Origin of the sequence: Flavobacterium marginilacus (assembly GCF_026870155.1) — a bacterium.
GTDB classification, from domain to species: Bacteria; Bacteroidota; Bacteroidia; order Flavobacteriales; family Flavobacteriaceae; genus Flavobacterium; species Flavobacterium marginilacus.
Genome location: NZ_CP113975.1, coordinates 1,447,669 through 1,472,283 on the forward strand (window position 1 = coordinate 1,447,669; position 24,615 = coordinate 1,472,283).

A 24,615-nucleotide genomic window follows, 5' to 3' on the forward strand; every position below is an offset into this window, starting at 1 on the left:
ATACAAAGATACTACAAATCTCTGTTTTTTAAGATTCTATAAGATAACAATAAAAAAATAACTGTCCAGAATATAACTATCACAACTGCCGAAAATGGGACACTGTAATCTTTGATATTTTCGACTCCCATTTGAGTTCCGATTGTTTTAGCGATGGAGGTTCTGGTCCAAGGCTCAACAATTAAGTTTGACATTGCTTCCAAAGGGAAAAACTGTGTAATATAATTAGCAGTTTTGCCTTCCGGAAAAATACGAAAGTACAAAATTCCCTTCGCGATTCCTTCAATTATGTTCCAAACCAAAAGGAAGCCCAAAGCAAATGCAGATCTTTTTACCAATATTCCCAAGAACAGACAAAAAGAGAAGAAACCAACCAGCTTTATAAAAAAAGCTAAGAGATAATCCAGATCTGAGAAAACAATGCTTAATTCAGTATAAGACGAGAAATTATAGCCTAAAATTAGCGTCATTATAAAAACAAAAACAGTTGAACATAATGCAAACAGAACTATGGTTACAAATTTTGAAAGGATAAATTCTTTTTTACTTAATCCGTCAATCAGGTTTTGCTTTAAGGTACCATAGCTGTATTCATTTGCCATCATCGAGACAATTATGATAGCCAAAAAGAGCTTAAGGATGGCAGCAACATACGTATTGAAATGCCAGATGTAAGGGAAGTTAAAAATGCCCATTTCGGCAACCTGAAAATGAAGAGGCCCAATTTCAAATTTGATAGAAGCTATCAAAGCAATGAATGAAAGTAATATGAAGTAAGTTAAGGTTAAAATACGGCTGGCTTTGTTCAGCCAGATTTTTTGTAATTCTATAGAGAGTAATCGTTTCATTTTTGGACAGCTTAGATTGTTAGATAGGCTATAAGATTGTTGTTTTTTTAATTGAAATTGCCATTGACTTTTGCTATTGTTTTGTTAATTCTAAAAACTGTTCTTCTAAACTGTTTTTGCGTTTTACCAAATGGCTCAGACAGATATTATTTGCAAACAGATACTGATTCAGGTCTTTTGATTCTAATTTGCTTTTTAGATACACCAGAACTTTTGTGTCGGCTGCTGTTATTTTGTCTACTGCAGGATGTTTTTGTAAAACCTGTATTAGATTATCGATGTCATCTGCCTGTAATTCAAAGAAACCTTCATTTGCCGAAACTCCGTCAACAGGACCGGAATAAAGTACTTGGCCTTTTCTTAAAACCAAAACATGCGAACATACTTTTTCGACTTCGTCTAATAAGTGTGAAGCCAGTAAAATGGTAGTTCCTTTTGAAGCAATTTGTTTTATAATATCTCGGATCTGATGAATTCCCTGCGGATCCAATCCGTTGGTGGGTTCGTCCAAAATCAAAATTTCGGGATCGTTTAACAACGCCGAAGCAATCGCTAACCGCTGTTTCATACCTAATGAAAAGGTGCTGAATTTACTGTTTTTTCTTTCGGATAAACCTACTAATTCCAGTTTTTCATCAATTTTGGAATAATCAGTGTTTTTTATTTTACAGACCAATTTCAGGTTCTGCTCGGCAGTCATGTAGGGATAAAAGTTGGGTCTCTCAATAATGGCTCCTACTTTTTTCAATGCTTCGTGTGTTTCAAGATTACCGCCAAACCAGCTGTATTCTCCCGAAGTTTTGTTCACCACATTGAGAACGATGCCCAGAGTAGTTGACTTTCCGCTCCCGTTAGGGCCCAAAAGCCCATAAACATTGCCTTTTGTTATTTCTAATGAAACATTTTTTAGAGCCTGAAGACTTCCATAGCGCTTGTTAAGATTCTGAATTGAAAGAATTGTTTCCAAAATATATCGTTTTTTTTATAGGACGACCTAGTTTGTTTTTTGTTACTTAAGTAACTGAAATAAAATATTTTCTGGAAAGAAATGTTGTTTTAGAGTCATTGGCAGAATATCTTTTATTGGGAGTTTTTTATGATTATTATAGTCCTAACTCCTTCAATATGCAAGGGTTTTAATGTAAATTTGCAATAAATTTATTTACAATGAGTGATGAGAAGTTAATGGTTTTTAAAAAACCTACCTATCCAATAAATAGCAATTTATTAAATTATCTGGCACGATACGATAGAATTTCGAAAGTCCCCATTGTATACGGTGATTTATTGCGTTTCTCTGGAGCTATAAATGTTTATGACAAGAATGATGTGGATACTTTGTGGATTCGTGTTTATTATAACGAATTTGAGCGAGCTGATATTGATTTGACATTGAAGAAAATTTATTCGCTTCTGCATTCTGATGGTAATTCCAATATTATAAAATATCTAAATGTTGACTGTATTGATTATTGCACTTTTGGAAACTCAAAACCCTTTAGAATAAAAGTCCGAAATATACTAAATGACAATTACACTCATTTTTATGTGAAAAAGGCAGATGCATCAAGGATTTATGGTTTGGAATTAGAGCATCTTTTGTCGCCAGACAAAATGAATTATCTTATTTATAATGACACTTTGGTCGAAGAGCACATTATGGGAATTGCCGGTGATGTTTTTATTAAGGAAAATCTAAAAAAGTGCAGCGAAACTGAAAAGGCTCAAATTTCAAAGGAGTTTGTGAAGTTTAACGAGCGAAGCATGATACGCCTTTTGGGAGATATGAGAGCTTATAACTACGTTGTAATTCCAATTCACGATTTTGATCAGGTTGTTTATAAAATTAGGGCAATTGATTTTGATCAGCAATGTTTTGAAGGCAATTTAAAGGTCTATCGTCCTCAGTTTTTCAAAGAAAATTATCCGATGGTAATGATGATAAAGGATAAACTTCAGATAAATTCCATCGAGCAGTATAAATATGAGGAAAGAGCACTACTTGCAAAAAGAATTATTTCTGCAGGGAGCAGAACAGAGCGGCTAATGGAAGTAATGGCTGATGATGTTATTTCAACAGAAGAAAATCTGGAGCGTCTAAAAATAGAGCTTTATAACTACACGCTGGATCTTAATTTTAAAAAAGCAAAATCTATGGGTAAAGTTATGGCAGCAGCCTTTGAATATATTACTCGAAACTTTAAAAACACCAATATTTTTGACAGCAATTTTTAAAATTAAAAATGCTTTCAATATTGTTTTTTAAATTTACCTAAACTATTACAGAGAAGAAAAATTCTTTCTATTGAAATGATTTGATAAAGTCTCATTTATTTCTTTTAACTGTGGAGTTAAAAATGTTTTTTTGTCCTGCAGATCGTTTGTTAATTCTACTTGACAAACTGTACATTTATATTCTTTAAAATGATTAGTTACGTTTCTGACAGTCACTATTTTATGTCCAAAAATGGAACAGGCGGTTTTTTTGTCAACAAATTTTGACATGAAATCTAAGAAGCTCATAATCTGGGGGGTATATGTTTCAAACAAACATATGTTAAATTTTGTTATTTTTCAAATAAAATCGACAAAAAGCGCATTTTTTTAATTAATTAAGCTTAAATCTTACAGAAAAGTTTTTTTACTCTTCTCTAAATGATTTATTGTTATAAAAAAATAATCCCCAACTGATCAAACAGTTGGGGATTGTAAATTGAATCTCTATTAATGAGTTTTCTTTATCGTAAAACCACAATTATGATTTTTCTTCTTTGTTGAAATAAACCAGATAGTAGTACATCTGTTTTTCTTCGTCCCAGCCTTTTTCTACAAATTTTTCGGCACTGTCCGGATTAATAAAATCCATTTTGATCTGAATATGTGTGTCTAGGTTGATTACATTTTTAATCGATTTTCTAGCGTCGCTTACTGCTGCGTTTGCAATAGGGAAGGAGGTAACATCTTCGATGCTGTATTTCTCGCCTTTATCTACTTTGTAATTTTTAAATTCAGGAATCAGATCTGGGTTGTCTAAAACTTCATTTAGGAAATTGGTTTCTTCAAACTGATCGTTTTTTGCAAAATAATTCACAGAACGGTTCATGAACATTACTTCTTCTTTTTTGTCTTCGGCTGGGAAAACAACATCTTTGGCAAAGTTTTGGCAGAATTTCAAGTATTTTTTGGTAATGAAATTTTCATCTTCAAAAGCATCTACCGAAAGGAAATGTTCTAACCAGTATCTAGCATCATAGCGGTTGCTGTCCACAGACAGAATTTTGTAGCCTTCTTCTTTTTTGTAATTAAAAATCAGACAGCCTTTGTCCAGTTTGTTTAAGCTTACTCCATGCTGCAGAATCATTTCCAATTGCGTTCCTTTTTCCTCAAACTGTAAAAAGTCGGATTGGATTTCGCTTTTGAAAATACCAATAGCATCAACTACATTGTTGTCAATGCTTAAATTGGTCAAATAAGTCACATATACTTCACCATTTTTAATATGCGGGTGGTTTGACTGCTCAAAAAGATGCTTGGTGATTTTTTTTGAAACCTCATGCAAAGAATTTGGATTACTGAAAATTTCATTAGCATATTTAAACATGTCATTGTAATCCAAATCTACTTCATGAGCAAACTGAAAGTAGTTTTCTTCTTTTTCCTTAAATGGCTTAAAGAAAAATTCTTTCATCAAAGGCACGATTTCGTCATTTAATTTAAACGGTTCTTCCGATAAAAAAAGAGGTTCGTTCCTGCTCATGTTTCCCACACGGTGTATGGATAGCGTTTCAATGTGCGTGTTGTATAAGTTGATCATTTTTTTATTTATTATTAAAGATGATAGATGAAAGAGCCAAGAAAAAAGACAGAAATTAAAGTCTTTACTCTTGGCTCTTGATTCTTTTGTAATTTTTTTCTAATTCCAATTCTCCTCAAACCCGTAGTCTTCAAAGCTGTCGTCTCCTTCAAACATGTCGAGATCGTCTTCGTCTAAATCATCTTCAAATTCACCGTAAATGTCGTTGTGCATATCATCGGCCTCAAAGTTTTTTTCGAGTGCTTCGTCTGGCATTTCACCGTGAGAGAATATAGTTTCAGGATAAGTCTGGCCTACAGCCTGTTCTTCAATTGCGGCTAATTCCACTAGAAAAGTCCACATGTTGATGAAGTCATAAACATATATGATTTTGGTGTTTTCTTCATCTAATATGTCTGACAATTGGTAATCACTCATGATTTTTTGCTGACCTGGGACATCGCCTGTGTCAAACATTGGGATTTCATCTTCCTGATTCCAGGTTTCATCGCAGGTATAAAAAGAAGCCACTTCCATTCCGTCAAAACCAAATGAATTGAAAATAGCGTTGTGTAAATCTTCTAAAGTGTCCTCTGCAAGTATTGCTATGTCTCTAAAAATGTCTTCCTCGGCATCTAGAATGACTCTGAATTTATAAACCATAATCGTTGTTTTTATTGAAAGAGCAAATGTAAAGTTTAATTTTAGATTTTAAATTTATGAATTGGGTTTTGTTGAAAAGATTTTTGGTTATGGTAATTTCAATTTACTTTGTTTAATCTTTTTTAATACAACTATAAAAACTCTTTGTATCCGAACCATCAGCAAATTTTTTGTCTATTAATTTTCTATTAAAAGCGAAGCATTCATCTTCTATACTCGTAATTGTTACAATCATTTTATCTCCAACAGCAATAAAGTCAGTCGTACTTTTAGTACAGACAGCTTCATATTCACAATCGTTTATCCATTTTATACTCCAAGTAAAAAAAAGATCATCATTGTTAAAATCTTCCACGATTGTATCTTTAATGACAAAATTGGAGCTAGGAAAACTTTTATTATAAAATTTTCCGTTTTTGAACTTACTGCAATCCAATGATTGTGAATATCCTATTGATCCTAGTAATAAGAATGCTATAAAAATTAAATTTTTGTTCATGATTTTTGGTTTTTATTTTAAAGGTTAATTGATTTTAAATACTGTAGTATTATTTATTTATGAAACGAATTGCTTCATCTAAAATTTCGTCTCTGCCTTCTTGAATTCCTTTGATAGTTTGTTTTACTTCAATATTTGGAACAATTCCGATTCTTTGTGTTTCTTTTTTATTAGGGTAGAAAACACCATAACAGGTAAAGGAAGTTTGAAGTCCTTTAATTATTTCGAATCTTGTATTTGCGCCATCTGCTCCTGCAGTTTGGTTGCCAATTATGGTTGCATTTGGGGCAACTTGTAAAGTCATTGCGGTATATTCTGAATGACTAATTGATTTTTCATTTACTAAAAGAACTACTTTCCCTTTGTAATAATCTGGATTAATTTTTCCGCAGGTTTCAATACCATTCCTCCAAATATACCTGCCTGCAAAACTTAAATCAGGCTCTATAAATTTAACAAATTCCTTGGGTTCTGGATTTAAGTATTCTGCAATAGCATAATTAGTTCCCTGTGGATAGTTTCTTATATCAAAAATAATAGCTTTCGTGTTTTTTAGTTGTTCCATCATCAGTGGAACATCAGCCTCAGTAAGATCCCCCATATTTACGTAGCCGATATTGTCTGTCAAAACGTTCCATTTTTCTTTCTCTTTAAATTGAATTTTTAAATCTTGATAGGGATAACGTTTTATTGTTTTAATAGATGTAGTTCCATCTCTGTTAAATTCAATTTCACCAATATTTGATTTTCCCATGACAAAAAGCCAATAAAGTTTATCCAGTACTGCACTTTTATTTGAGCCTTCTCCATATTTTTTATTCTCTTTTATAAGTTGCGATATTGTTTTTCCGTCAATTTTTGTAATGACATCTCCAATTTTGTAATCATCTATTTTTGCTAAAGAATCATTTTGAAAACCAGTTACAATAACTTTTTCATCTATTATCTTAATATTTATAGGCATCCATTTGTCTCCAAAACGGTCAAACATTTTATTGGTTCCAAATGAAGTATGAGTATCATTTAGTTTCGCCGAAAGTTCTTTAATTGCAAGGTGAAAATCGATTTCTGATTCGGATGCAATAAACCTTGGTAACATTTCATTTAAGATAATATCCCATTTTTGATCCATTTGATATTTATATGGAAAAAAATATTCCACATAATTCCAATAACGAAATAAAGTCAAAAGGCGTAAATTTTCATCGCTCCATTTAAAATTAGGATATTTTACTTCATTAATAAATTCTAAAAGCGAAGCATCATGCGCACCATATTGAACATAGTGTTGCTTTCCCTGAAACCTATTTTCTTCAATAAATTTCAGTTTTTTTGAAAGTGTTTTAGAAAATACTTTAGAGTCATCAAGCCATTTTAAATCTAAATTTTTAATAAAATACTCGACTTTTGAATCCGGTTTTGTGGCTTCATACGCTTTAACTTCTCCTTGCGAAGCAATCCATTTTTCTAGAACTAATGAAAATTCTTCTTTGGTTTGTGCTTTTTCAACTTCGGGCAAGATTGTAAAAAGCTGTTCGTCCCAGTTTTTACTTCCATCAGCAACATTTGGATGATAATATTTAAGGAATCCCCACACTTTGCAGGTTGTGGCTAGTTTTTGAGTTTTGGTAATTTTGTTGTAGCCGAATGTAATTTGCGTAAGAAGCAGAAGAAATAATAAGGTTGTTTTTTTCATTTTGTTTGTTTTGATATTTATAACTTTGATGATTTTAGTGTTTATTTTCCAGTTTCAATAAATTGCAAGGCACGATCTAAAATTTCGTCTCTGCCTTCTTGAATTCCTTTGATTGTTGGTTTCACTTCAATATCAGGAACAATTCCTATTCTTTGCGTTTCTTTTTTGTTGGGATAAAACATGCCATAACCTGTTATTTGGGTTCTTATTCCTTTCATTACTTCTATTTGAAATACGCCTCCATCTGCACCAGCTGTCTGACTTCCTATTAAGGTAGAATGAGGTGCTGTTTGTAAAAACATTGCAGCGTGTTCTCCATGACTCTGCGTATGCTCATTAACTAGTAAAACAACTTTTCCTTTGTAATTATTTGGATTTGTTTTTCCACATTTTTGAGTTTCTCTCCAAATGTATCTGCCAGGATAATTTAAATCTGGATCAATAAGTTTTGCACCTTCTTTTTCTTCGAAATTTAAATATTCAGCAAGAGCAGACTCGATATAGTCTTCTTGAGGATAATTACGAAGGTCAATAACAATAGCTTTAGAATCTTTTAGCTGACTAAAAATTATAGGCAGATCAGTTATTTTAAGATTTTCTATATCGATGTATCCAATATTGTTTTCTATAATCTTGAAAGTTTCTCTTTCTTTCTGTTTGATTTTTAAATTTTGATAGGGATAACGTTTTATTGTTTTGACTGCCACTTTCCCATTTCTAATAAACTCTATTTTTAAGGTGTCTGTGTTTCCGTTAAAAATTGTCCAATAAAAATTTCTGAATTTTGCAGGCTCATTAGATCCTTCTACATACTTACTGTTCTCTTTTATGATTTGAGATATTGTTTTTCCGTCAACTTTAGTTATGGCATCTCCAACTTTGATATCGCTTATTTTTGCTAAAGAGTCATTGTGTAAACTCGTAATGACTGCTTTTTCATCAATAATTTTGACAACTGCAGGTATGAATTTGTTTCCAAATTTTTCAAACATTTTACCTGTTCCAAGAGAGGCATGCGTATCGTTTAATTTTACAGTAAGCTCTTTGAATGCTAAGTGAAAATCCAGTTCAGATTCACAAGAATTGAATCTTGGCATCATTTCTTCTAATGTTAAATCCCATTTTTGATCCATCTGATATTTATAAGGAAAAAAATATTCTACATAATTCCAATATCGAAAGAATGTTAAAAGGCGTAAATTTTTATCTGTCCATTTAAAATCTGGATATTTAATTTCGTTTGTAACTTTTACATAAGGATCTATCGTATAATAATATTGCTTTCCCTGAAATCTATTTTTTTCAATAAATCTTAGTTTTTTTGAAAGTGTTTTAGAAAATACTTTGGAGTCATCAAGCCATTTTAAATCTAAATTTTTAGTAAAATACTCGACTTTTGAATCCGGTTTTGTGGCTTCATACGCTTTAACTTCTCCTTGCAAAGCAATCCATTTTTCAAGAACCAATGAAAACTCTTCTTTAGTTTTGGCATTTTCAACTAGAGGCAGGATTGTAAAAAGCTGTTCGTCCCAGTTTTTACTTCCATCAGCAACATTTGGATGATAATATTTAAGAAAGCCCCAAATTTTGCAGGTCGCGGCTAGTTTTTGGTTTTCAGTAATATTGCTGCTGAATGCAGTTTGTACAACAATTAATAATAATAATAGGAAAATTTTGCTTTTCATTTAAAGGAGGCTCTGGTTAAAGTGAGATTACTTTTACCAAAAATAGCATTTTAAATATCAAACAATAATATAATTGCAGAAGATTTTTGAGAATAGAGATTCTAAATTAATATGTGATTTAATCAGCAGTCTAAATTTAATTTTGTCTTTTGCTTAAACGCTTTTTTAATTTATGATAATGTTTGTGGTAAGTACTGTGGCTTGGATAGGAACGGCTCGGAGTCATATTGTTAAAAATTAAGGCAGTGAGAAGTAAAATCATCACGCCAATAAAAACCGGCGAGAACACATACATATATCCCAAAGCTTTTATTTTGTCAGAACCAATAATAGCAATCAGCGCAGTTGCTCCTCCGGGAGGGTGAAGGGTTTTTGTGATCTGCATCAAAATTATCGCAAATGAAACAGCCAAAGGCGCTGCTATCCAGATAATATCGGGTACAAATTTATGAACTGTAACGCCTATCAGTGCTGAAATTAAATGTCCTCCGACTAAATTTCGAGGCTGTGAAAACGGACTTTGGATAATGCCATAAACCAAAACGCTCGAAGCTCCGAAAGATCCAATTAAATATACCGCATCGTTTCCTTTGAAATGTATGGACTGAATGTAAGCTAGAATTCCAATACCAACGAAGGAACCTAAAAATGACCAAAACTGCTCTTTATAATCAACTAAAGTCTCTTTGTAAAGGATATATTTAGTTTTGCGATAGGTTCGCTTTATTTTTTGGACAGGCATGTGTGTGGTTATTTTGCTAAACTTGGTGAGTAACTATAAACTGTAAATGGATAAATCTTTTTTGCGGTGTATTTTGAAATCAGGCAGACAGCCAAAATCGGAATGAATAAAGTATAGTCATTCGTTAATCCGCAAACCAGAAAAATAGCTGTAAAAGGAGCGTGAATACTGGCACTGAGTACTGCAGCCATTCCGACGATCATAAAGTTGACCGGAATTACCTCTGTGTTGAAAAAAGTGTTCAAAATAGAAGCCAGCAATAAACCCAAAAACGCACCAATGAAAAGGCTGGGAGCAAAAACACCGCCATCACCGCCAGAAGCCAGCGTTATCGATGTTACAATTGGTTTTAAAATTAATATTCCAGCAAATGTGAGTGCCAAAGTTATTGTTAACGGAATTTCAGAATCGCCAAAAATAACTTTTAGCGAGTGGTAGCCTTCTCCGTACAGCTGTGGAAAAATGAATAAGGAAACGCTTAAAACAATTGATCCTAATAAGATTTTATAATAATGTTTTTCGATTTTTGAAAACTGGGTTTTAAAAAACAGTACGCATCGGGTAAGATAAACGGAATATAATCCAGCCAAAACTCCTAAAAGAATGAAGTAAGGAATCGCTTTTGAATGCCAGGCTGTAACAGCTACACTGAATAAAGGTTCTTCTTTTAATATAGAAATCAAACCGAAGGCAATCCCAACAGCAATTACATTTGAAATGATAAAAGCTCGGGTAACTTTTCTGGAAATAACTTCGACTGCAAATAAAATTCCGGCAATAGGACTGCTGAATAGAGCTGTGATTCCGGCAGCAACTCCGGCGCAGATTAATTCTGTTTTATACTGGCGGAAGACATTTTCTTTTTGCTGGGCTACAGAACCGATTGTTGCCGCTGCGACAACAGTAGAAACTTCAATTCCGGTGGAACCGCCAAAGATTACAGTCAATATGCCATTTATAAAGTGTGAAGGAATTTTATAAGTCGGCAGGTTTTTGGATTTTGACTGAGTACTTTCAAAAACTTCCTTAATGCCTTTGTTTTCTTTTTTTCTAAAAAGGTATTGTCTTAAAAAATAAATTACCGAAAGTCCAAAAACAGGGAATAAGATGTAAAAAATCGGATTTACTGTAACCTGATGAAAAAAGATTTCTTCATAATACTCCGTAATTTTTTTTAATGAAATCCCTAAAAAGGCTGAAAGAAAGCCTATTAAAATGGAAACTATAATTAATTTTCGGAGTTTAATGAGCTGATGATTTTTTTTGATCTGAGCCGTTTTATTCATCACAAGGAAAGTTTTTTTGAATCTCGCTTTTATGAGATTCGCAAATTTAGGCAATCAAATCCATTATCAAAGAATAAAAACTGTTATTTAAAATGTTAAAATTATTAAATTAGGAATCTCATTGTTCGTAAAATTCAATTGGAAGTCCGTCTGGATCAGCGATAAAAGTAAATCTTTTATGGGTCATTTCGTCAATTCGTATAGGTTCTGATTCAACGTTTTTAGAAGTCAGGAAAGCAACAGTTTCATCCAGATCAGTTACCTCAAATGCCAAATGTCTTAATCCGGCCGCTTCTGGTCTGGAAACTCTTTTTGGCGGATTAGGAAACGAAAATAATTCTATGATGTAATCGCCGTTGAGAGCCAGATCCAATTTATAAGACTGCCGTTCTTCACGATAGACTTCCTGAATGACAGTAAGCCCTAAAACAGCAGTGTAAAACTCTTTTGATTTTGAATAATCGGAAACAATTATAGCAATGTGGTGTACTTTATTTATGTTAATCATGTAAATGAGTCATATTAGAAATTAAGGTTCTGCTCAGGATTCACAGATGATTAGTGCTATTTTTTTTTAAAATAATCCATCAGATAAAATCGCGAACCTGCTGTCATTATTTTAAAACTATAATTTGGTTTTTGCTAATTTTTCATGAATCTTGACAGTTTCCTGCAAGGCTGCAGTACCGTACCAAGGTGTTAATTCGGCTTCAAGAAGATTGCTTTTTACAGCAGGATCGGTTGAGACGAGCGTTTTGGCTTCTTCGATTGTAGCAACATTAAAGATGTAAAGCCCCCTGTAGTTTCTGTCATTTTTCATGAATGGCCCGGCCACAACAAGTTTTCCTTCTTGTGCCAGTTTTGTTATGTTGGCCATATGTCCCTTGAAAAGACTGCTTTTTTCTTCGGTGGTTGCGGTTGTATTACTTCCTGTTTTCAAAATACAGAATACGTATTTTTTCATTCCGTATTCGTCAGCATTTAAGGATTTGGCAAGTTTTTCATCATATTTTGAATCGGTTTCCTGCGCAAAACCTGCTAAATTGAGGAATAGAAAAGCGGCAATTAATATCTGTTTTTTCATAAAAGTTAGTCTTAGAGAAGTTTTTTTAAAATGACAATCTGCCCCAAATGATACACATCATGCTGTATAATTCCGTGTATGTGTTCGTAAAACGTGTGATTATTTGCCGGATATACTTTTGCCAGATCAGAATCATCAAAATCTTCAAAAAAAACATTCCACGATTCCTGCGATTTTGCCAGAGTTTGGAGCGATTGTGCCCAAGCAGCTTCGGACGGATCTATCACAGGGACAAAATAATTATGATCCGGTGTTACCACTGTTTCTCCCTGGACGCGTCTCAAAATGTTCTTTCTCCATTGTATAAGATGATTAACGATTTCCCAAATGGTATTCAGATTGGGATTGATTTTTCTGTTAGCGTGTTCTGCGGGTACATCTTTCAAAGTATCTGCTAAAGTCACCTCAAGCCATGGATTTCCATTGTAAATGGATTGATATAGATTTGAAATTCTTTTACTTTCTGACATATCAATGATTTTTTGCAATTAATAGCTAAGATACAAATAACTAATTGACAACTCATCCCCGAATTTCTACAGTTGGGTTTTTAAATATTTTTTAACTAAATCTGTTAAAATATATTTGTCTCATCAAAATCAACAGTATGAAATCGCTGCAAAAAAACTGCGTATGCAAATATTTAAAAAGCGATAACATAGATGACCAAAATCAAATAAATTCAACAGGTATGAAAACCAGATTACTTTTTACAATTGCATTTTTATTTACAACGGCATTTATTTTTGCTCAAAATACTATTTCGGGTAAAATCACCAATCAAAAAGGAAAGCCAGTTGCGGGAGCTAATATTTACATCGACGGGACGTATGATGGAGCAACGAGTTCAGAAACTGGTGAATTTTCTTTTGAGACAACCTCGACAGGAAATCAGTTTTTGATAGTAAGTTTTTTGATTTACGATACCTATAAACAGGAAATAGATGTTGCTAATTTTAAAAATCAGATTATTAAACTAAGTGAGAATGTAAATGCTCTTGATGCGGTTGTTATTACTGCGGGGACATTAGAGTCTGGTAATAAAGCCAGAGTTTCGGTTCTTAAACCATTAGATATCGTAACAACTGCAGGTGCGGCCGGAAATATTGTTGCTGCTTTGCAGACTTTGCCGGGAACGCAGACTGTAGGCGAAGACGGACGTTTATTTGTTCGAGGGGGTGAAGCCAGCGAAACTCAGACTTTTGTTGATGGTATTCGTGTCGCACAGCCTTATGGTGCATCGACCAATAATTTGCCGACACGCGGCCGTTTTTCTCCTTTTTTGTTTAGCGGAATTGCTTTCTCTACAGGAGGATATTCTGCCGAATATGGCGAGGCTTTATCAAGTGTTTTGCTTTTGAATACACAGGACGAGCCCGATCAGAATAAAACAGATATTTCCTTAATGACTGTTGGCTTAGGCATAGGAAATACTCAGAAATGGAAAAAAAGCTCACTGAGTGTAAACACTGCGTACATCAATCTGGCACCTTATCAGGCAGTAATTCCTCAAAATGTAGATTGGAATAGTCCTTACCAATCATTGTCTGGTGAAACAGTATATCGCTATCATTTTGTGAACGGAATATTTAAATTATATGCCGCTTTTGATTCATCTAAATTCGATTTGAATCAGGAAAATATAAATTTCGAAGAAAAAATCAGAACCAATTTAAACAATAATAATTTCTATCTGAATGCTTCATACAGCGGAACTATAGGTACAGGCTGGAATTTAACTTCTGGAATTAGTTATGGTTACAATAATAATAAAGTGAAGTACAATACAAATGATGTAGACAGCGATGAAAATGCTGCACAATTGAAACTAAAGCTGAGAAAACATTTTTCGAACTATTTTAATTTGTCTTTTGGGGCAGACTACTTTATTACAAAATTCAATGAAGATTTTGATAATAACAATGATATTAAAGTTTCAAATGGCTACGATTCAAACATTGCAGCTTTTTATGCCGAAGGAGATATTTTATTCTCTAAATATTTAGCTTTAAAGGTTGGTTTGAGGCTTTCTAACAACAATTTGTTAAATGAAACCAATCTTGCTCCAAGAGCTTCAGTCGCTTACAAAGTTTCTAAAAACAGCCAGTTTTCCTTTGCATACGGAGATTTTACACAAACTCCTGTGGCTGATTATATCAAATATTCAAAATACCATCAGTTTGAGAGTGAAAAGGCAAGTCATTATATCCTGAATTACCAGTTTACAAAACCTGGCCAGACCTTTAGAGCAGAGGTGTATTATAAAGATTACAGTAATTTGGTTAAATATGATACGAAAGATATTCAGTACAACTCTATTTTTAGCAATAACGGTTCTGGTTATGCAAAAGGACTGGATTTGTTCTGGAGAGACAGTAATTTATATAAAAACTTAGAATACTGGATTTCGTATTCCTACATTGATTCTGAAAGAGATTATAAAAATTTTCCAGCTATGGCGACTCCAAGTTTTATAGCCAATAACAGTTTGTCTGTGGTAACTAAATATTTTATCACCGACTGGAAATCACAAATCGGATTCACGAATAGTTTCAGCACAGGAAGGCCTTATAATAATCCAAATGAGACAAAATTTATGAATGGAAAAACAAAATCATACAACAGTCTGAGTTTTAACTGGGCTTATTTACTGACTACACAAAAAATTCTTTATTTCTCTGTTTCGAATGTTTTAGGAAGCCAAAATGTTTACGGTTACGATTATGCAAAATTACCCGATGCAAATGGTGTTTATAACAGACAAGCCGTTACACCTACCGCAGATAGATTCTTTTTTGTTGGTTTTTTCTGGACCATCAGCCAGAATAAAAATGATAATCAGTTGAAAAATTTATAAATTTTTCAACTGTAGAGAGGCTGTCCAAAAAGTAAGGACAGCCTTTTTTTTGCTGTTTTTAATCTAAAATAGTATCTTAGAGTTGCACAAAAAACGAGCAATGGCTAAAGTAATATTTAAATCGCAATCGATCAATACACCGGAACTTTTTCCGATAAATATTTTTGATAAAATTTCAGAAAACCACCCTGTCCGCTTAGTGGACAAGGTCGTCAATTCATTGGATATAAGCCATATACTTAAAAAATATAAAGGAGGAGGGACCTCGGCTTATCATCCCAGAATGATGCTTAAAGTTTTGTTTTACAGCTATTTGAGCAACACTTATTCCTGCCGAAAAATAGCAAAAGCACTCACCGAGAACATTCATTTTATGTTTATTTCAGGCAACTCAACCCCTGATTTTAGAACCATCAACGATTTTAGAGGAAAGGTTCTAAAAGAAAACATCAAAGATTTATTTGCAGAAGTAGTCAAAATGCTTGTGGAAATGGGCTATGTCAGTCTGGATATCCAATACATCGATGGAACAAAAATTGAAGCCAAATCCAACAAATACACCTTTGTCTGGCGGGGTTCTATAGAGAAATACAAAGAAAAACTCGAAGTAAAAATCAACAGCATCTTATCCGATATCGAAAACAGTATTTTATCAGATAATCAAGAAGTCAACAAGGAAGAATTACCAAAAAAATAAACTCGGAAGAGCTGAAAGAAAAATTATCAGAACTCAATAAAAAACTCAAAGAGCCCAACAAGAAGATAACCAAAGAGCTTGAAAAGCTTCAGGAAGAGCACCTGCCAAAGCTTGAAAAATACGAAAAAGATTTAGTGATTTTAGGCAATAGAAACTCCTACAGCAAAACAGATCCTGACGCTACCTTTATGAGAATGAAGGAAGACCATATGAAAAACGGACAGTTAAAACCTGCATACAATCCTCAGATTTCTACTGAAAATCAATTCATTACCAATGTAACCATTCATCAGACACCTAACGACACTACGACTTTAAAATCCCATCTGGAGGAATTTGAAAAAATGTATCAAAAACAAAGCAAAACAGTTGTAGCCGATGCTGGTTATGGAAGCGAAGAAAACTACGAAATGCTTGAAAATAAAGACATAACGGCCTATGTAAAGTATAATTATTTTCACAAAGAACAGAAGAAAAAAATGAAGGACAATCCGTTTCTTGTCCAGAATTTGTTCTACAATATACAGCAGGATTTTTATGTGTGTCCAATGGGACAAAGAATGGAAAACATTGGCAGTGGAAAACGGACATCGGCCAACGGATACGAATCACAAGTATCTTATTATCAAGCAAAAAGATGTGATGGATGTCCACTTAGAAGTTTGTGCCATAAAGCCAAAGGAAACAGAACAATAGAAGTAAACCACCGCCTGAACCAATTAAGGGCTCAGGCCAAAGAGCTGCTCATGAGCGAAAAAGGACTCGAACACCGAAGCAAACGCCCAATAGAAGTTGAAGCAGTATTCGGACAGCTAAAAAACAACAATAAATTCAGCCGGTTTACTTTCACAAGCATCGAAAAAGTGGAAATGGAATTTCTATTGATGGCTATCGGGCATAATTTCAGAAAAATGATAGCAAAGAACAATGATGCGTCGAAAACTCATCTAAAAATCTCCTTCAGAGTTCTAAATAGAGCTATAAAAGTCGAAATTCACTTTTTAAATACTGTAACAGAATATTTTTTCATTAATCAACCAACCCAAAATCGATTCCTGAAATTTGCAGCATAAAAAAAGCTGTCCTTTTCGGACAGCCTCTTCGCAACGTGAACGCAATGCCTTCGCAATATTTGAACGGAAACGCATTCGCAACGTTCGAATTCGACATAATTATAAATATTCTTTGTGTTAGACTTTGCAGTGCAACATCTCTACCGCAATTCATCCTCAAAAATCAACAATTGGGTACTTTAAAATTTTTAAACCGTCAGAACTGAAATACATTTGGACTATAAATTAATAATCGTTTCAATCATCAAAAAAAGTAACTAATTAAAAAAAATATTAATAACTAAAAATTAAATATCATGACCAAAATTATCACTACAATCGTTTTTTTTATCAGCAGTTTATTAGCCGCTCAAACACAATTTGAGCAAGGAATGGGCAAAGCTTTTGGGCTTTGGAAAGAAGGGAAAAATGCAGAAGCTTCGGCTATGTTTGAAAGAGTTGCTTCTGCTGAAAAAAACAGCTGGCTGCCAAATTATTATATTGCTTTGGTGAACACAACATCAGCTTTTACAGAAAAGGACAAATCTAAAATTGAATTATTATTGACAAAGGCGCAGGATGCTCTGGATGTTGAATTTATAAAAGATCAAAGCAATTCAGAGTTATATGTATTACAGGCTTTGCTTTATACAGCGTGGGTTGTGCAGGATCCAATGACTAACGCTCAAAAATATTCGGGCAAGATAATGGAGAATTATGCTAAGGCAAAATCATTAAACCCAAATAATCCAAGAGCTGTTTTTGGTGAAGCTGATTATCAGCTGGGAGGCGCAAAATGGACAGGTGTAGACACTAAACCATTGTGCGTTCAGGTTGATAAAGCTGTCGAACTTTTTGCTACTTTTAAACCCGAAACTTCTTTTTCTCCAAAATGGGGATTGGAAAGAGCACTGGAAGCCCAGAAAAACTGTAAATAGTAAAACTAATTTTTATAATTGAATAATACCGGAACATTATATGATAACAGTAAATCCGTACCTGTATTTTAATGGCAATTGTGAAGAAGCGTTTAATTTCTACAAGTCTGTTTTTGAGGTTGAATTTAAATATATTGGGCGATACAAAGATGTGCCGCAAGCTGAAAAGCACATTTTTCAAGAAGAGGACAATAAAATTATGCATGTTTCGCTGCCAATTAGCAGCCAGATAACATTGATGGGTGCTGATAATACTGAAGTCCATAAAGAGAATCTTTCTAATAATAATTTCTCCTTATCTATAACAGCAGATAATAAAAAAGAGGCTGATAAATTATTTCAAAAGCTTTCTGTGGGCGGTAAAATTAAATTAGCAATGAACGAAACATTTTGGGGTTCGTATTACGGGATTGTTAATGATAGATTCGGAATTAACTGGAAAATTAGTTTTGAAACAAATTAGCATACAGCTTTTGTTTTCAAATATTTAATAAAAAATAATTTAAACTGATTGGATGAAAGATCATAGAAATACATTTGGAAATTTGAGAAGCGGAACAATTATGTGTTTCAAGATTTCTATGGTCTTTACAGTAATATTCTCAGCGTTTTTGGGAGCTGATTTAAATATAAGGAATGTTTTGTTAACATTTCTTTTAAGTTGTCTTTACTCTTTCGGACTGGGTTTTGGGAATGGCTTTCTTAATGTTCTTTTGGACAGAAAATGGGATTGGCTGGAGCAAACGAATTTAAGAGTGTATTTTGGAATACTGGTCACAGTTTTATACACAGTTCCTGCTGTTTTATGCGTAAATTATATTGTTTTTGTAGTTATCCAAAACCAGCCTTTAGCGAATTTTTTTAGCGAAAGAATGATCTGGGTGCATCTTTTTTACATCATTTTATCTTTGGGAGTTTCGACTTTTATGCAGGCCAGAAGCTTTATGGTAAAATGGAAACAGGCGTCCAAAACTGAGGTAACGCAGCAAAGAATTATAGCAGGAAATGCCAATGCAAAGTTTGAAACCCTGAAAAATCAAATCGATCCGCATTTTCTTTTTAATAGTCTGAATGTTTTGAGTTCATTGATAGAAGAAAATCCAGATAATGCACAGCGGTTTACAACCTCTTTGTCCAAAATATACCGCTATGTATTAGAACAAAAAGACAAAGAACTGGTTTCAGTAGCCGAAGAATTGTCTTTTGCCAAAACATATATGAATCTGCTGAAAATGCGTTTTGAAAACAGTCTTTTTTATGAATTGCCAGAAATAGTTATAAATCCAGATGCAAAAGTAGTACCGCTTTCACTGCAGCTGCTATTGGAAAATACGGTTAAACACAATGTGGTAAGCGAACAAAGACCATTACATATCCGAATATTTATTGAGGGCGATTATCTGGCGGTTCAAAATGATTTTCAAAAAAAGGAAGTAATGCAGACCCGTCAGGGGGTAGGTTTACAAAACATAGTAGATCGCTACGGAATTATTACTAACCGAAAGGTTTTAATAGAACAAAATGAAAAAACATTTACGGTCAAAATACCAATTTTAACCAAACAAATCAGTGTTATGGAAACGGCAGCAGTTTATAGCGAAAATAGTGCTTATTACAGAGCCAAAAAGCGCGTAGAGCAGTTAAGAGGATTCTATGCCAATGTGATTTCATATTGCTGTATAATCCCGATTTTAATATTCGTTAACCTAACTTTTATGCCACAGTTTCATTGGTTTTGGTTCTCTGCCGGAGGCTGGGGATTTGGAGTAATAATGCACGCGTTTAAGACTTTTGGATATGGCGTTAATTGGGAAGAAAGAAAGATTCAGGAGATTTTGCGAAAAGAGAACAGCAGAAAGACATGGAAATAACAGTCAGTGTTATAAATTTTAAAAAATAAAATTCAGTAAAAATGGAAAATCAAAATAAAGAAGGAGAGGAACGCTATTATAATGCAAGAAAAAAAGTGGAAGAAATTAAAGGTTTCTATGGAAATCTGATTTCCTATATTGTTGTAAATTGCTTTTTAATGATAATAAATTTGGTTACAAGCCCTGGCCATTTATGGTTTTATTGGCCTTTGATGTGGTGGGGGTTAGGAGTTATCTTTCACGGATTAAAAGTTTTTAACTGCCTGCCTTTCTTCGGGAAAGACTGGGAAGAGCAAAAAATTAAAGAATTGATTGACAAAGAAGAAAAATCAAAAAAGACTTGGGAATAAAAACGTTAGCAATACTATGGAAATAAATTATACCGAAGAGGGCCGCTATTATAGAGCCAAAAAGAAAGTAGAAGAAATTAGAAAATTTTATGAGCATCTTGCTGTTTATCTGCTTTGTAATCCAATTGTGATAGCTGTAAATCTTTTAACATCGCCTGGCTATTTATATTTTTGGTATTCTTTGTTCGGCTGGGGCATAGCGATTGTTCTGCATGGACTGAAAGCTTTTGGTTTTTCACCGCTTTTTAATAAAGAGTGGGAGCAAAGAAAGGTAAAGGAGTTTATGGAAAAAGAAGAGCAGGCAAAAAAAACTTGGGAATAAATTTTTTAAAGCGGCTAAGATTCTAAGTTTTTTATGGACAATTTTTAAAATCTTAGCAGTTCAGTATTTAAAAACACACACAATGAGAAGGTATAGAAAACAATTATTTGAAGATTTTCAGGATGAAAACTTCAATCCGGAAACGAGATATGAATTGGCTTATAAACGGGTAAAAAGAATCAAAGGATTTTATATACACGCCTTGGTTTATGTACTCGTGAATGCATTTATAATTTTGTCAGCATTCAATAGAAGCGAGATAGGAAGTGAAATTTTTTTAAAATGGGAAACTTTTTCAACAGCTGCTTTTTGGGGAGTAGGTTTATTGGCACATGGATTATCGGTCTTTGGCAGAAACATCTTTTTTAGCAGTGATTGGGAAGAAAGAAAGATCAAAGAAATCATGGATAAAGAGAAAAATCAAAAGTGGGAGTAAAAGGATTGAGTTCAGATTACAGTATTCAGGAGATAGAAAACATTACTCATCGAATTTGAAAATCTGCAATCTGAAACTAATAACAGTATTTTTTTTGACTCCTAATATCTAATTTATAACTTAAAAATGACCACAATAATAATCGAAGACGAGAAACCTGCAGCAAGACTGTTGCAGCGCAAACTCGAAAAAATAAATATCAAGGCAGAAGTAATGCTTCATTCAGTGGAGGAAGCTCTGAATTGGTTTGGCCAAAATGAGCATCCTGATTTAATCTTTTTGGACATACAATTGTCGGATGGTCTGTCGTTTGAAATCTTCGACAAAATCGAAATCAAAAGCGCTGTGATTTTTACCACAGCTTACGATGAATATGCACTGCGCGCTTTTAAATTAAACAGTATCGATTATCTCTTGAAACCCATAGATGAGGATGATTTGGAAGTGGCAGTAATAAAATATAAAGACCGTTTCCAGCTTTCAAAAACAACGCAGAAAGAACCGATGCAGTTTGACTTTGAGCAGATCCGGAAAATGTTCTCCAACCCTTTCGAAAAAACATTCAAAAAAAGATTTACCGTTAAAATAGGACAGCACCTCAAAGTAATTTCTACTGATGAGATTGAATGTCTTTTTAGCGAAAACAAGGGAACTTATATTCATACTTTTGATAATCGTAATTATTTGATAGACTCCACTTTGGAAGTTTTGGAGCAGGAATTGGATACTGCCGAATTTTACAGAATCAGCAGAAAATTTATTATTCCGCTGAAAGCCATAAAGGAAATAACGGTATACAGCAACTCCAGATTAAAGATTATTTTACCCACTTACAGGGACGATGAGGTAATCGTAAGCCGTGAAAAGGTATCGGATTTCAAAAATTGGATTGGCTGAAAATAATTTATATTTATTATTTAGGCTAAATTTGTTAAAATATTGAATTTGTGTTGTTTAGTGTCTTTGTGTAGATTTTATTTATAATGCTTTTTTAGGTAAAAATGAGTTTGAAAACGGCTGAAATTCAGCTTGTTTCGTGAGTTTGTTAATTTGATTGAATGTTAGCATTTCTTTTCTTAGGAATTCAAAAAACGTTTCTGATTATCAATGTTGTTTTTGGAAAAGCTACCTTCTCTTTTTTAAAAATCAAAAGCTGTTTTTTTTCATAGGAAAGTTTTTATCCTTCTGATATTTAATTCGTACTGATAATTTTTTGTTAATCATTTTCCTAAAAAAATTAAAGATTGTACTTTCGTTGGATTAGTACAAATAAAATTTTAGGATGAAATATTTACTCTATTTAATTTTTCCGCTTCTTTTTTCAAATGTAATTGTGGCTCAAAAAGTGGCAGTTTATGATAATTATATCACTTTAGAGAAAGAGATTTTGAACGATAAAAGTACCACTTATGTTGTCAATTTTTGGGCAACCTGGTGTGCTCCCTGCGTGAAAGAACTGCCTTATTTTGAGAGATTAAATTCTGAAAATAAAAAGGTAAAAGTAGTGCTCGTAAGTCTGGATTTCAAGAATCAGTATGAGACAAAATTACTGCCGTTTGTTAAGAACAGAAAAATCAATTCCGAGGTTGTTTTACTTACCGATAGAGATTATAATGCTTGGCTTCCTATAGTGAGTAAAGATTGGTCAGGATCGATTCCGGCAACTTTAATTATCCAGAATGGTGTGAAGAAAGTTTTTGCTGAAAGGTCTTTTTCGAGCTATGAGGAACTTAATGAATTTGTGAATAAAAATATTAATTAAATCTTCTAATTATGAAAATTTTGTCAGGTCTTTTATTGTTTGTTTCCGTTTTTTTCATGACGGGATTTACCACAGATACACCGAATACCTTATAAAATTGGCGATAAAGCTACCGATTTCAAGCTGAAATCAGTTGATGGTAAATCATATAGTATGTCTGATTTTAAGTCAGCAAAAGGCTTCATAGTTGTTTTTACCTGTAACCATTGCCCATTTGCTGTGAAATATGAAGATAGGATTAATGTTTTGGTCAAAAAATACAAACCCCAGAGCTATATTTTATTAGCGATTAACCCAAATGACCCGGCTTTAGAGCCTACTGATAGTTTTGGATCAATGAAAGTGAGAGCCAAAGAAAAAGGTTTTGTTTTTCCTTATTTATTTGATGAAGGTCAAAAGATATATCCGCAGTAATGACATGCTTTGAGACTAATAGATTATTTAAATAACAAGTTTTTAAGGTCTTCACCATACTTCAGTGTTCAAAACCTGTTAGGTCTCAGATTTTATAAAAACTTTCCTGATTCCAATCAGAACCAAAATCAAAACCGAATAGGCGACGAAAAACGGAGCAATCATTTCAACCCTGTTCAAAGATAATAATAAGGCAATTAATAGCAGTTGAAAGCCCAATCCATAAAGGGAAACCATGGTCATAAACCAGTTTGGGAACGTTTTTACTTTGTAAGCAGTACTGTCCAAAGTGTGGATTATTTTGTCAAAAACACCATAAACAACAGTGTAGATTGCAAACAAAATATCTACGGATTTTTGGCTTTCGCCCGGCAAAGCACGAGGTGAATGATCCTCGAAAATTTGGCTCGTTGTATCTCCACCCGCCGAATGGTTTCTCAAAATCACATAATAGTAATTGAAAAGCGTACCCTGAAGCTGTATCCCAATGAAAGCCAATAGACTTAGCCAAAAAGTAGTTTGGGATATATAACAGATCGCCATGAAAATCAAAAAATTCAGGATGAGGTCGAATATGCTATCGAGGTATCTTCCGGAATAGGATGGCGTTTTTTTGACACGTGCGAGTTCGCCATCCACAGCATCGATTATTGATTTTAAAATCAGAAAAAAGGAAGCGGTAAAGTAGTGGTTTTGCAAAATGCAATAAATCGCAATCAATCCCGAAACTCCGAAAATCAGGGTTACATGTATGGGGGTGAAGCGGGTATTTTTCAGCCAATTTGCCCATAAACGTGCCAATGGTCTGCCGTAATCGGAAAGATCGAGAAACTGATATTTTGGGGCGAGTTTTGGCATTTTATGGCAAATAATTAGGATGGAACAATAAAGGGTAACTACAAAAATAACGCTTTTTTAACCTAGAATTTACGTTTAGAAGTTGGAATAGGTTAATTAGCCACGGATGTAACTGATTTACAAGGATTTTTTGAGTTAGTTGAGTCATTGCGAGGGACGAGCAATCACCTTCAGTTTGTCTATCCCAAAGCAGACTTTAGTGTATGATTAAGTCCTTGCAGAATCTGTCGCTTGTGCTTGCTTGCTGTTACAGGCTAAAAGGACTACAAAGCTTTAGTGGGATTTTTGAATTTAATCTCTAGCTAATTCTTCGATTAAAGTGTCGGTTAGTTTTCTTTCTTGAATTTTCGTCCATGTACTATTCGGATTTGGAAAGGCGTTTCTGCAATAACCAGCTTTATTCTTGAAATCAAAAACAGCGTGATAATAATTATTGATTGACAAGAAAGCTTTGGTAAGATCCTCTGTCCACAATATTTTTAAGGTACAGGGGTCTTGTTTGTCTGTAATATTTGCAACGTTATAAATGTGAAGTCCGTCTAACATTTGCAATCCGTTATTTCTGTCTATAGCATAGAAATATCCAGTTTCGCAATTGTCTTCAAATACTACTGTATTGTTGTTTTCAGTGGTACTGTCGATAAACGTGTCGTCACCAACTTTGAATGTGTGCTCTTCGTAAATTAATAATTTTGGTTTGTCTGTCATTTCTATTGGTGTCTGTATACTGTATGTGTTTATTGCCTATAGCGAAGAGATAAA

The 24,615-nt window shown here is 33.6% G+C and carries 26 protein-coding genes and 1 pseudogene; 12 read left to right on the top strand and 15 right to left on the bottom strand.

Annotation, left to right across the window (positions count from 1 at the left end; translation table 11 throughout):
* Positions 1 to 11: 11 nt before the first annotated feature.
* Both OZP07_RS06305 and OZP07_RS06310 read right to left on the bottom strand, forming a co-directional pair.
* Complete coding sequence (locus OZP07_RS06305; protein ID WP_281637681.1) at positions 12 to 848, bottom strand: ABC transporter permease; 837 nt, start codon at positions 846 to 848, stop codon at positions 12 to 14.
* A 73-nt stretch (positions 849 to 921) separates the two neighbouring features.
* Positions 922 to 1,815: an ABC transporter ATP-binding protein gene (locus OZP07_RS06310; protein ID WP_194642141.1), complete on the bottom strand. Its 894-nt coding sequence runs from the start codon at positions 1,813 to 1,815 to the stop codon at positions 922 to 924.
* 200 nt (positions 1,816 to 2,015) lie between these two features.
* Here OZP07_RS06310 and OZP07_RS06315 point away from each other — a divergent pair, with 200 nt between their 5' ends.
* Complete coding sequence (locus tag OZP07_RS06315; protein ID WP_194642142.1) at positions 2,016 to 3,083, top strand: hypothetical protein; 1,068 nt, start codon at positions 2,016 to 2,018, stop codon at positions 3,081 to 3,083.
* A 45-nt stretch (positions 3,084 to 3,128) separates the two neighbouring features.
* On the opposite strand, the gene OZP07_RS22300 is transcribed toward OZP07_RS06315, so the two are convergent.
* The 11 genes from OZP07_RS22300 to OZP07_RS06365 all read right to left on the bottom strand — a co-directional run bounded on the left by OZP07_RS22300 (position 3,129) and on the right by OZP07_RS06365 (position 12,766).
* Entirely contained in the window at positions 3,129 to 3,371 is a 243-nt protein-coding gene (locus tag OZP07_RS22300) for a DUF1660 family phage protein (protein ID WP_489886138.1), read from the bottom strand.
* Between the two features lie 232 nt (positions 3,372 to 3,603).
* Positions 3,604 to 4,662, bottom strand: a complete 1,059-nt coding sequence (locus OZP07_RS06320; protein WP_194642143.1) for a nucleoid-associated protein — start codon at positions 4,660 to 4,662, stop codon at positions 3,604 to 3,606.
* Between the two features lie 99 nt (positions 4,663 to 4,761).
* Positions 4,762 to 5,304 (bottom strand): IS1096 element passenger TnpR family protein, encoded by a 543-nt coding sequence (locus tag OZP07_RS06325; RefSeq protein ID WP_194642144.1) that lies wholly within the window; start codon positions 5,302 to 5,304, stop codon positions 4,762 to 4,764.
* A gap of 112 nt (positions 5,305 to 5,416) precedes the next feature.
* Positions 5,417 to 5,803 (bottom strand): hypothetical protein, encoded by a 387-nt coding sequence (locus OZP07_RS06330; protein WP_194642146.1) that lies wholly within the window; start codon positions 5,801 to 5,803, stop codon positions 5,417 to 5,419.
* 49 nt (positions 5,804 to 5,852) lie between these two features.
* Entirely contained in the window at positions 5,853 to 7,499 is a 1,647-nt protein-coding gene (locus tag OZP07_RS06335) for a S41 family peptidase (RefSeq protein ID WP_281637682.1), read from the bottom strand.
* Positions 7,500 to 7,540: 41 nt separating this feature from the next.
* Positions 7,541 to 9,184, bottom strand: a complete 1,644-nt coding sequence (locus OZP07_RS06340; protein ID WP_194642148.1) for a S41 family peptidase — start codon at positions 9,182 to 9,184, stop codon at positions 7,541 to 7,543.
* Positions 9,185 to 9,320: 136 nt separating this feature from the next.
* Positions 9,321 to 9,926: an HPP family protein gene (locus OZP07_RS06345; protein WP_194642149.1), complete on the bottom strand. Its 606-nt coding sequence runs from the start codon at positions 9,924 to 9,926 to the stop codon at positions 9,321 to 9,323.
* Positions 9,927 to 9,934: 8 nt separating this feature from the next.
* Positions 9,935 to 11,212: a chloride channel protein gene (locus tag OZP07_RS06350; RefSeq protein ID WP_281638457.1), complete on the bottom strand. Its 1,278-nt coding sequence runs from the start codon at positions 11,210 to 11,212 to the stop codon at positions 9,935 to 9,937.
* 118 nt (positions 11,213 to 11,330) lie between these two features.
* Positions 11,331 to 11,720 (bottom strand): SMU1112c/YaeR family gloxylase I-like metalloprotein, encoded by a 390-nt coding sequence (gloA2, locus tag OZP07_RS06355; protein ID WP_281637683.1) that lies wholly within the window; start codon positions 11,718 to 11,720, stop codon positions 11,331 to 11,333.
* A gap of 117 nt (positions 11,721 to 11,837) precedes the next feature.
* Complete coding sequence (locus tag OZP07_RS06360) at positions 11,838 to 12,296, bottom strand: YciI family protein (protein ID WP_194642152.1); 459 nt, start codon at positions 12,294 to 12,296, stop codon at positions 11,838 to 11,840.
* Between the two features lie 11 nt (positions 12,297 to 12,307).
* On the bottom strand, positions 12,308 to 12,766 hold the full coding sequence (locus tag OZP07_RS06365) for a DinB family protein (RefSeq protein ID WP_281637684.1): 459 nt from the start codon (positions 12,764 to 12,766) through the stop codon (positions 12,308 to 12,310).
* A 221-nt stretch (positions 12,767 to 12,987) separates the two neighbouring features.
* Between OZP07_RS06365 and OZP07_RS06370 the strand changes: the two genes are divergently transcribed.
* The 11 genes and pseudogenes from OZP07_RS06370 to OZP07_RS06420 all read left to right on the top strand — a co-directional run bounded on the left by OZP07_RS06370 (position 12,988) and on the right by OZP07_RS06420 (position 22,995).
* Positions 12,988 to 15,153 (top strand): TonB-dependent receptor, encoded by a 2,166-nt coding sequence (locus OZP07_RS06370; protein ID WP_281637685.1) that lies wholly within the window; start codon positions 12,988 to 12,990, stop codon positions 15,151 to 15,153.
* Between the two features lie 100 nt (positions 15,154 to 15,253).
* Positions 15,254 to 16,923: pseudogene (locus tag OZP07_RS06375) on the top strand (IS1182 family transposase).
* Positions 16,924 to 17,219: 296 nt separating this feature from the next.
* Positions 17,220 to 17,840 carry a hypothetical protein gene (locus OZP07_RS06380; RefSeq protein ID WP_194642155.1) on the top strand — a complete coding sequence of 207 codons (621 nt, stop codon included), beginning with the start codon at positions 17,220 to 17,222 and terminating at the stop codon, positions 17,838 to 17,840.
* Between the two features lie 40 nt (positions 17,841 to 17,880).
* Positions 17,881 to 18,303 carry a VOC family protein gene (locus OZP07_RS06385; RefSeq protein WP_281637686.1) on the top strand — a complete coding sequence of 141 codons (423 nt, stop codon included), beginning with the start codon at positions 17,881 to 17,883 and terminating at the stop codon, positions 18,301 to 18,303.
* A 52-nt stretch (positions 18,304 to 18,355) separates the two neighbouring features.
* Positions 18,356 to 19,711, top strand: a complete 1,356-nt coding sequence (locus tag OZP07_RS06390; protein ID WP_281637687.1) for a histidine kinase — start codon at positions 18,356 to 18,358, stop codon at positions 19,709 to 19,711.
* Between the two features lie 41 nt (positions 19,712 to 19,752).
* A complete protein-coding gene (locus OZP07_RS06395; RefSeq protein WP_281637688.1) occupies positions 19,753 to 20,061 on the top strand; it encodes a 2TM domain-containing protein in 309 nt (102 codons plus the stop codon).
* A 16-nt stretch (positions 20,062 to 20,077) separates the two neighbouring features.
* Positions 20,078 to 20,383: a 2TM domain-containing protein gene (locus tag OZP07_RS06400; protein WP_281637689.1), complete on the top strand. Its 306-nt coding sequence runs from the start codon at positions 20,078 to 20,080 to the stop codon at positions 20,381 to 20,383.
* A gap of 82 nt (positions 20,384 to 20,465) precedes the next feature.
* Positions 20,466 to 20,819 (top strand): 2TM domain-containing protein, encoded by a 354-nt coding sequence (locus OZP07_RS06405; protein ID WP_194642160.1) that lies wholly within the window; start codon positions 20,466 to 20,468, stop codon positions 20,817 to 20,819.
* Positions 20,820 to 20,945: 126 nt separating this feature from the next.
* A complete protein-coding gene (locus OZP07_RS06410; RefSeq protein ID WP_194642161.1) occupies positions 20,946 to 21,716 on the top strand; it encodes a LytR/AlgR family response regulator transcription factor in 771 nt (256 codons plus the stop codon).
* A gap of 385 nt (positions 21,717 to 22,101) precedes the next feature.
* On the top strand, positions 22,102 to 22,581 hold the full coding sequence (locus OZP07_RS06415; RefSeq protein ID WP_281637690.1) for a TlpA family protein disulfide reductase: 480 nt from the start codon (positions 22,102 to 22,104) through the stop codon (positions 22,579 to 22,581).
* Between the two features lie 153 nt (positions 22,582 to 22,734).
* Entirely contained in the window at positions 22,735 to 22,995 is a 261-nt protein-coding gene (locus OZP07_RS06420) for a redoxin domain-containing protein (protein ID WP_281637691.1), read from the top strand.
* A 78-nt stretch (positions 22,996 to 23,073) separates the two neighbouring features.
* Here OZP07_RS06420 and OZP07_RS06425 read toward each other — a convergent pair whose 3' ends face one another.
* Complete coding sequence (locus OZP07_RS06425) at positions 23,074 to 23,853, bottom strand: CDP-alcohol phosphatidyltransferase family protein (protein WP_281637692.1); 780 nt, start codon at positions 23,851 to 23,853, stop codon at positions 23,074 to 23,076.
* A 291-nt stretch (positions 23,854 to 24,144) separates the two neighbouring features.
* Entirely contained in the window at positions 24,145 to 24,561 is a 417-nt protein-coding gene (locus OZP07_RS06430; protein WP_281637693.1) for a DUF2251 domain-containing protein, read from the bottom strand.
* Between the last annotated feature and the right edge of the window lie 54 nt (positions 24,562 to 24,615).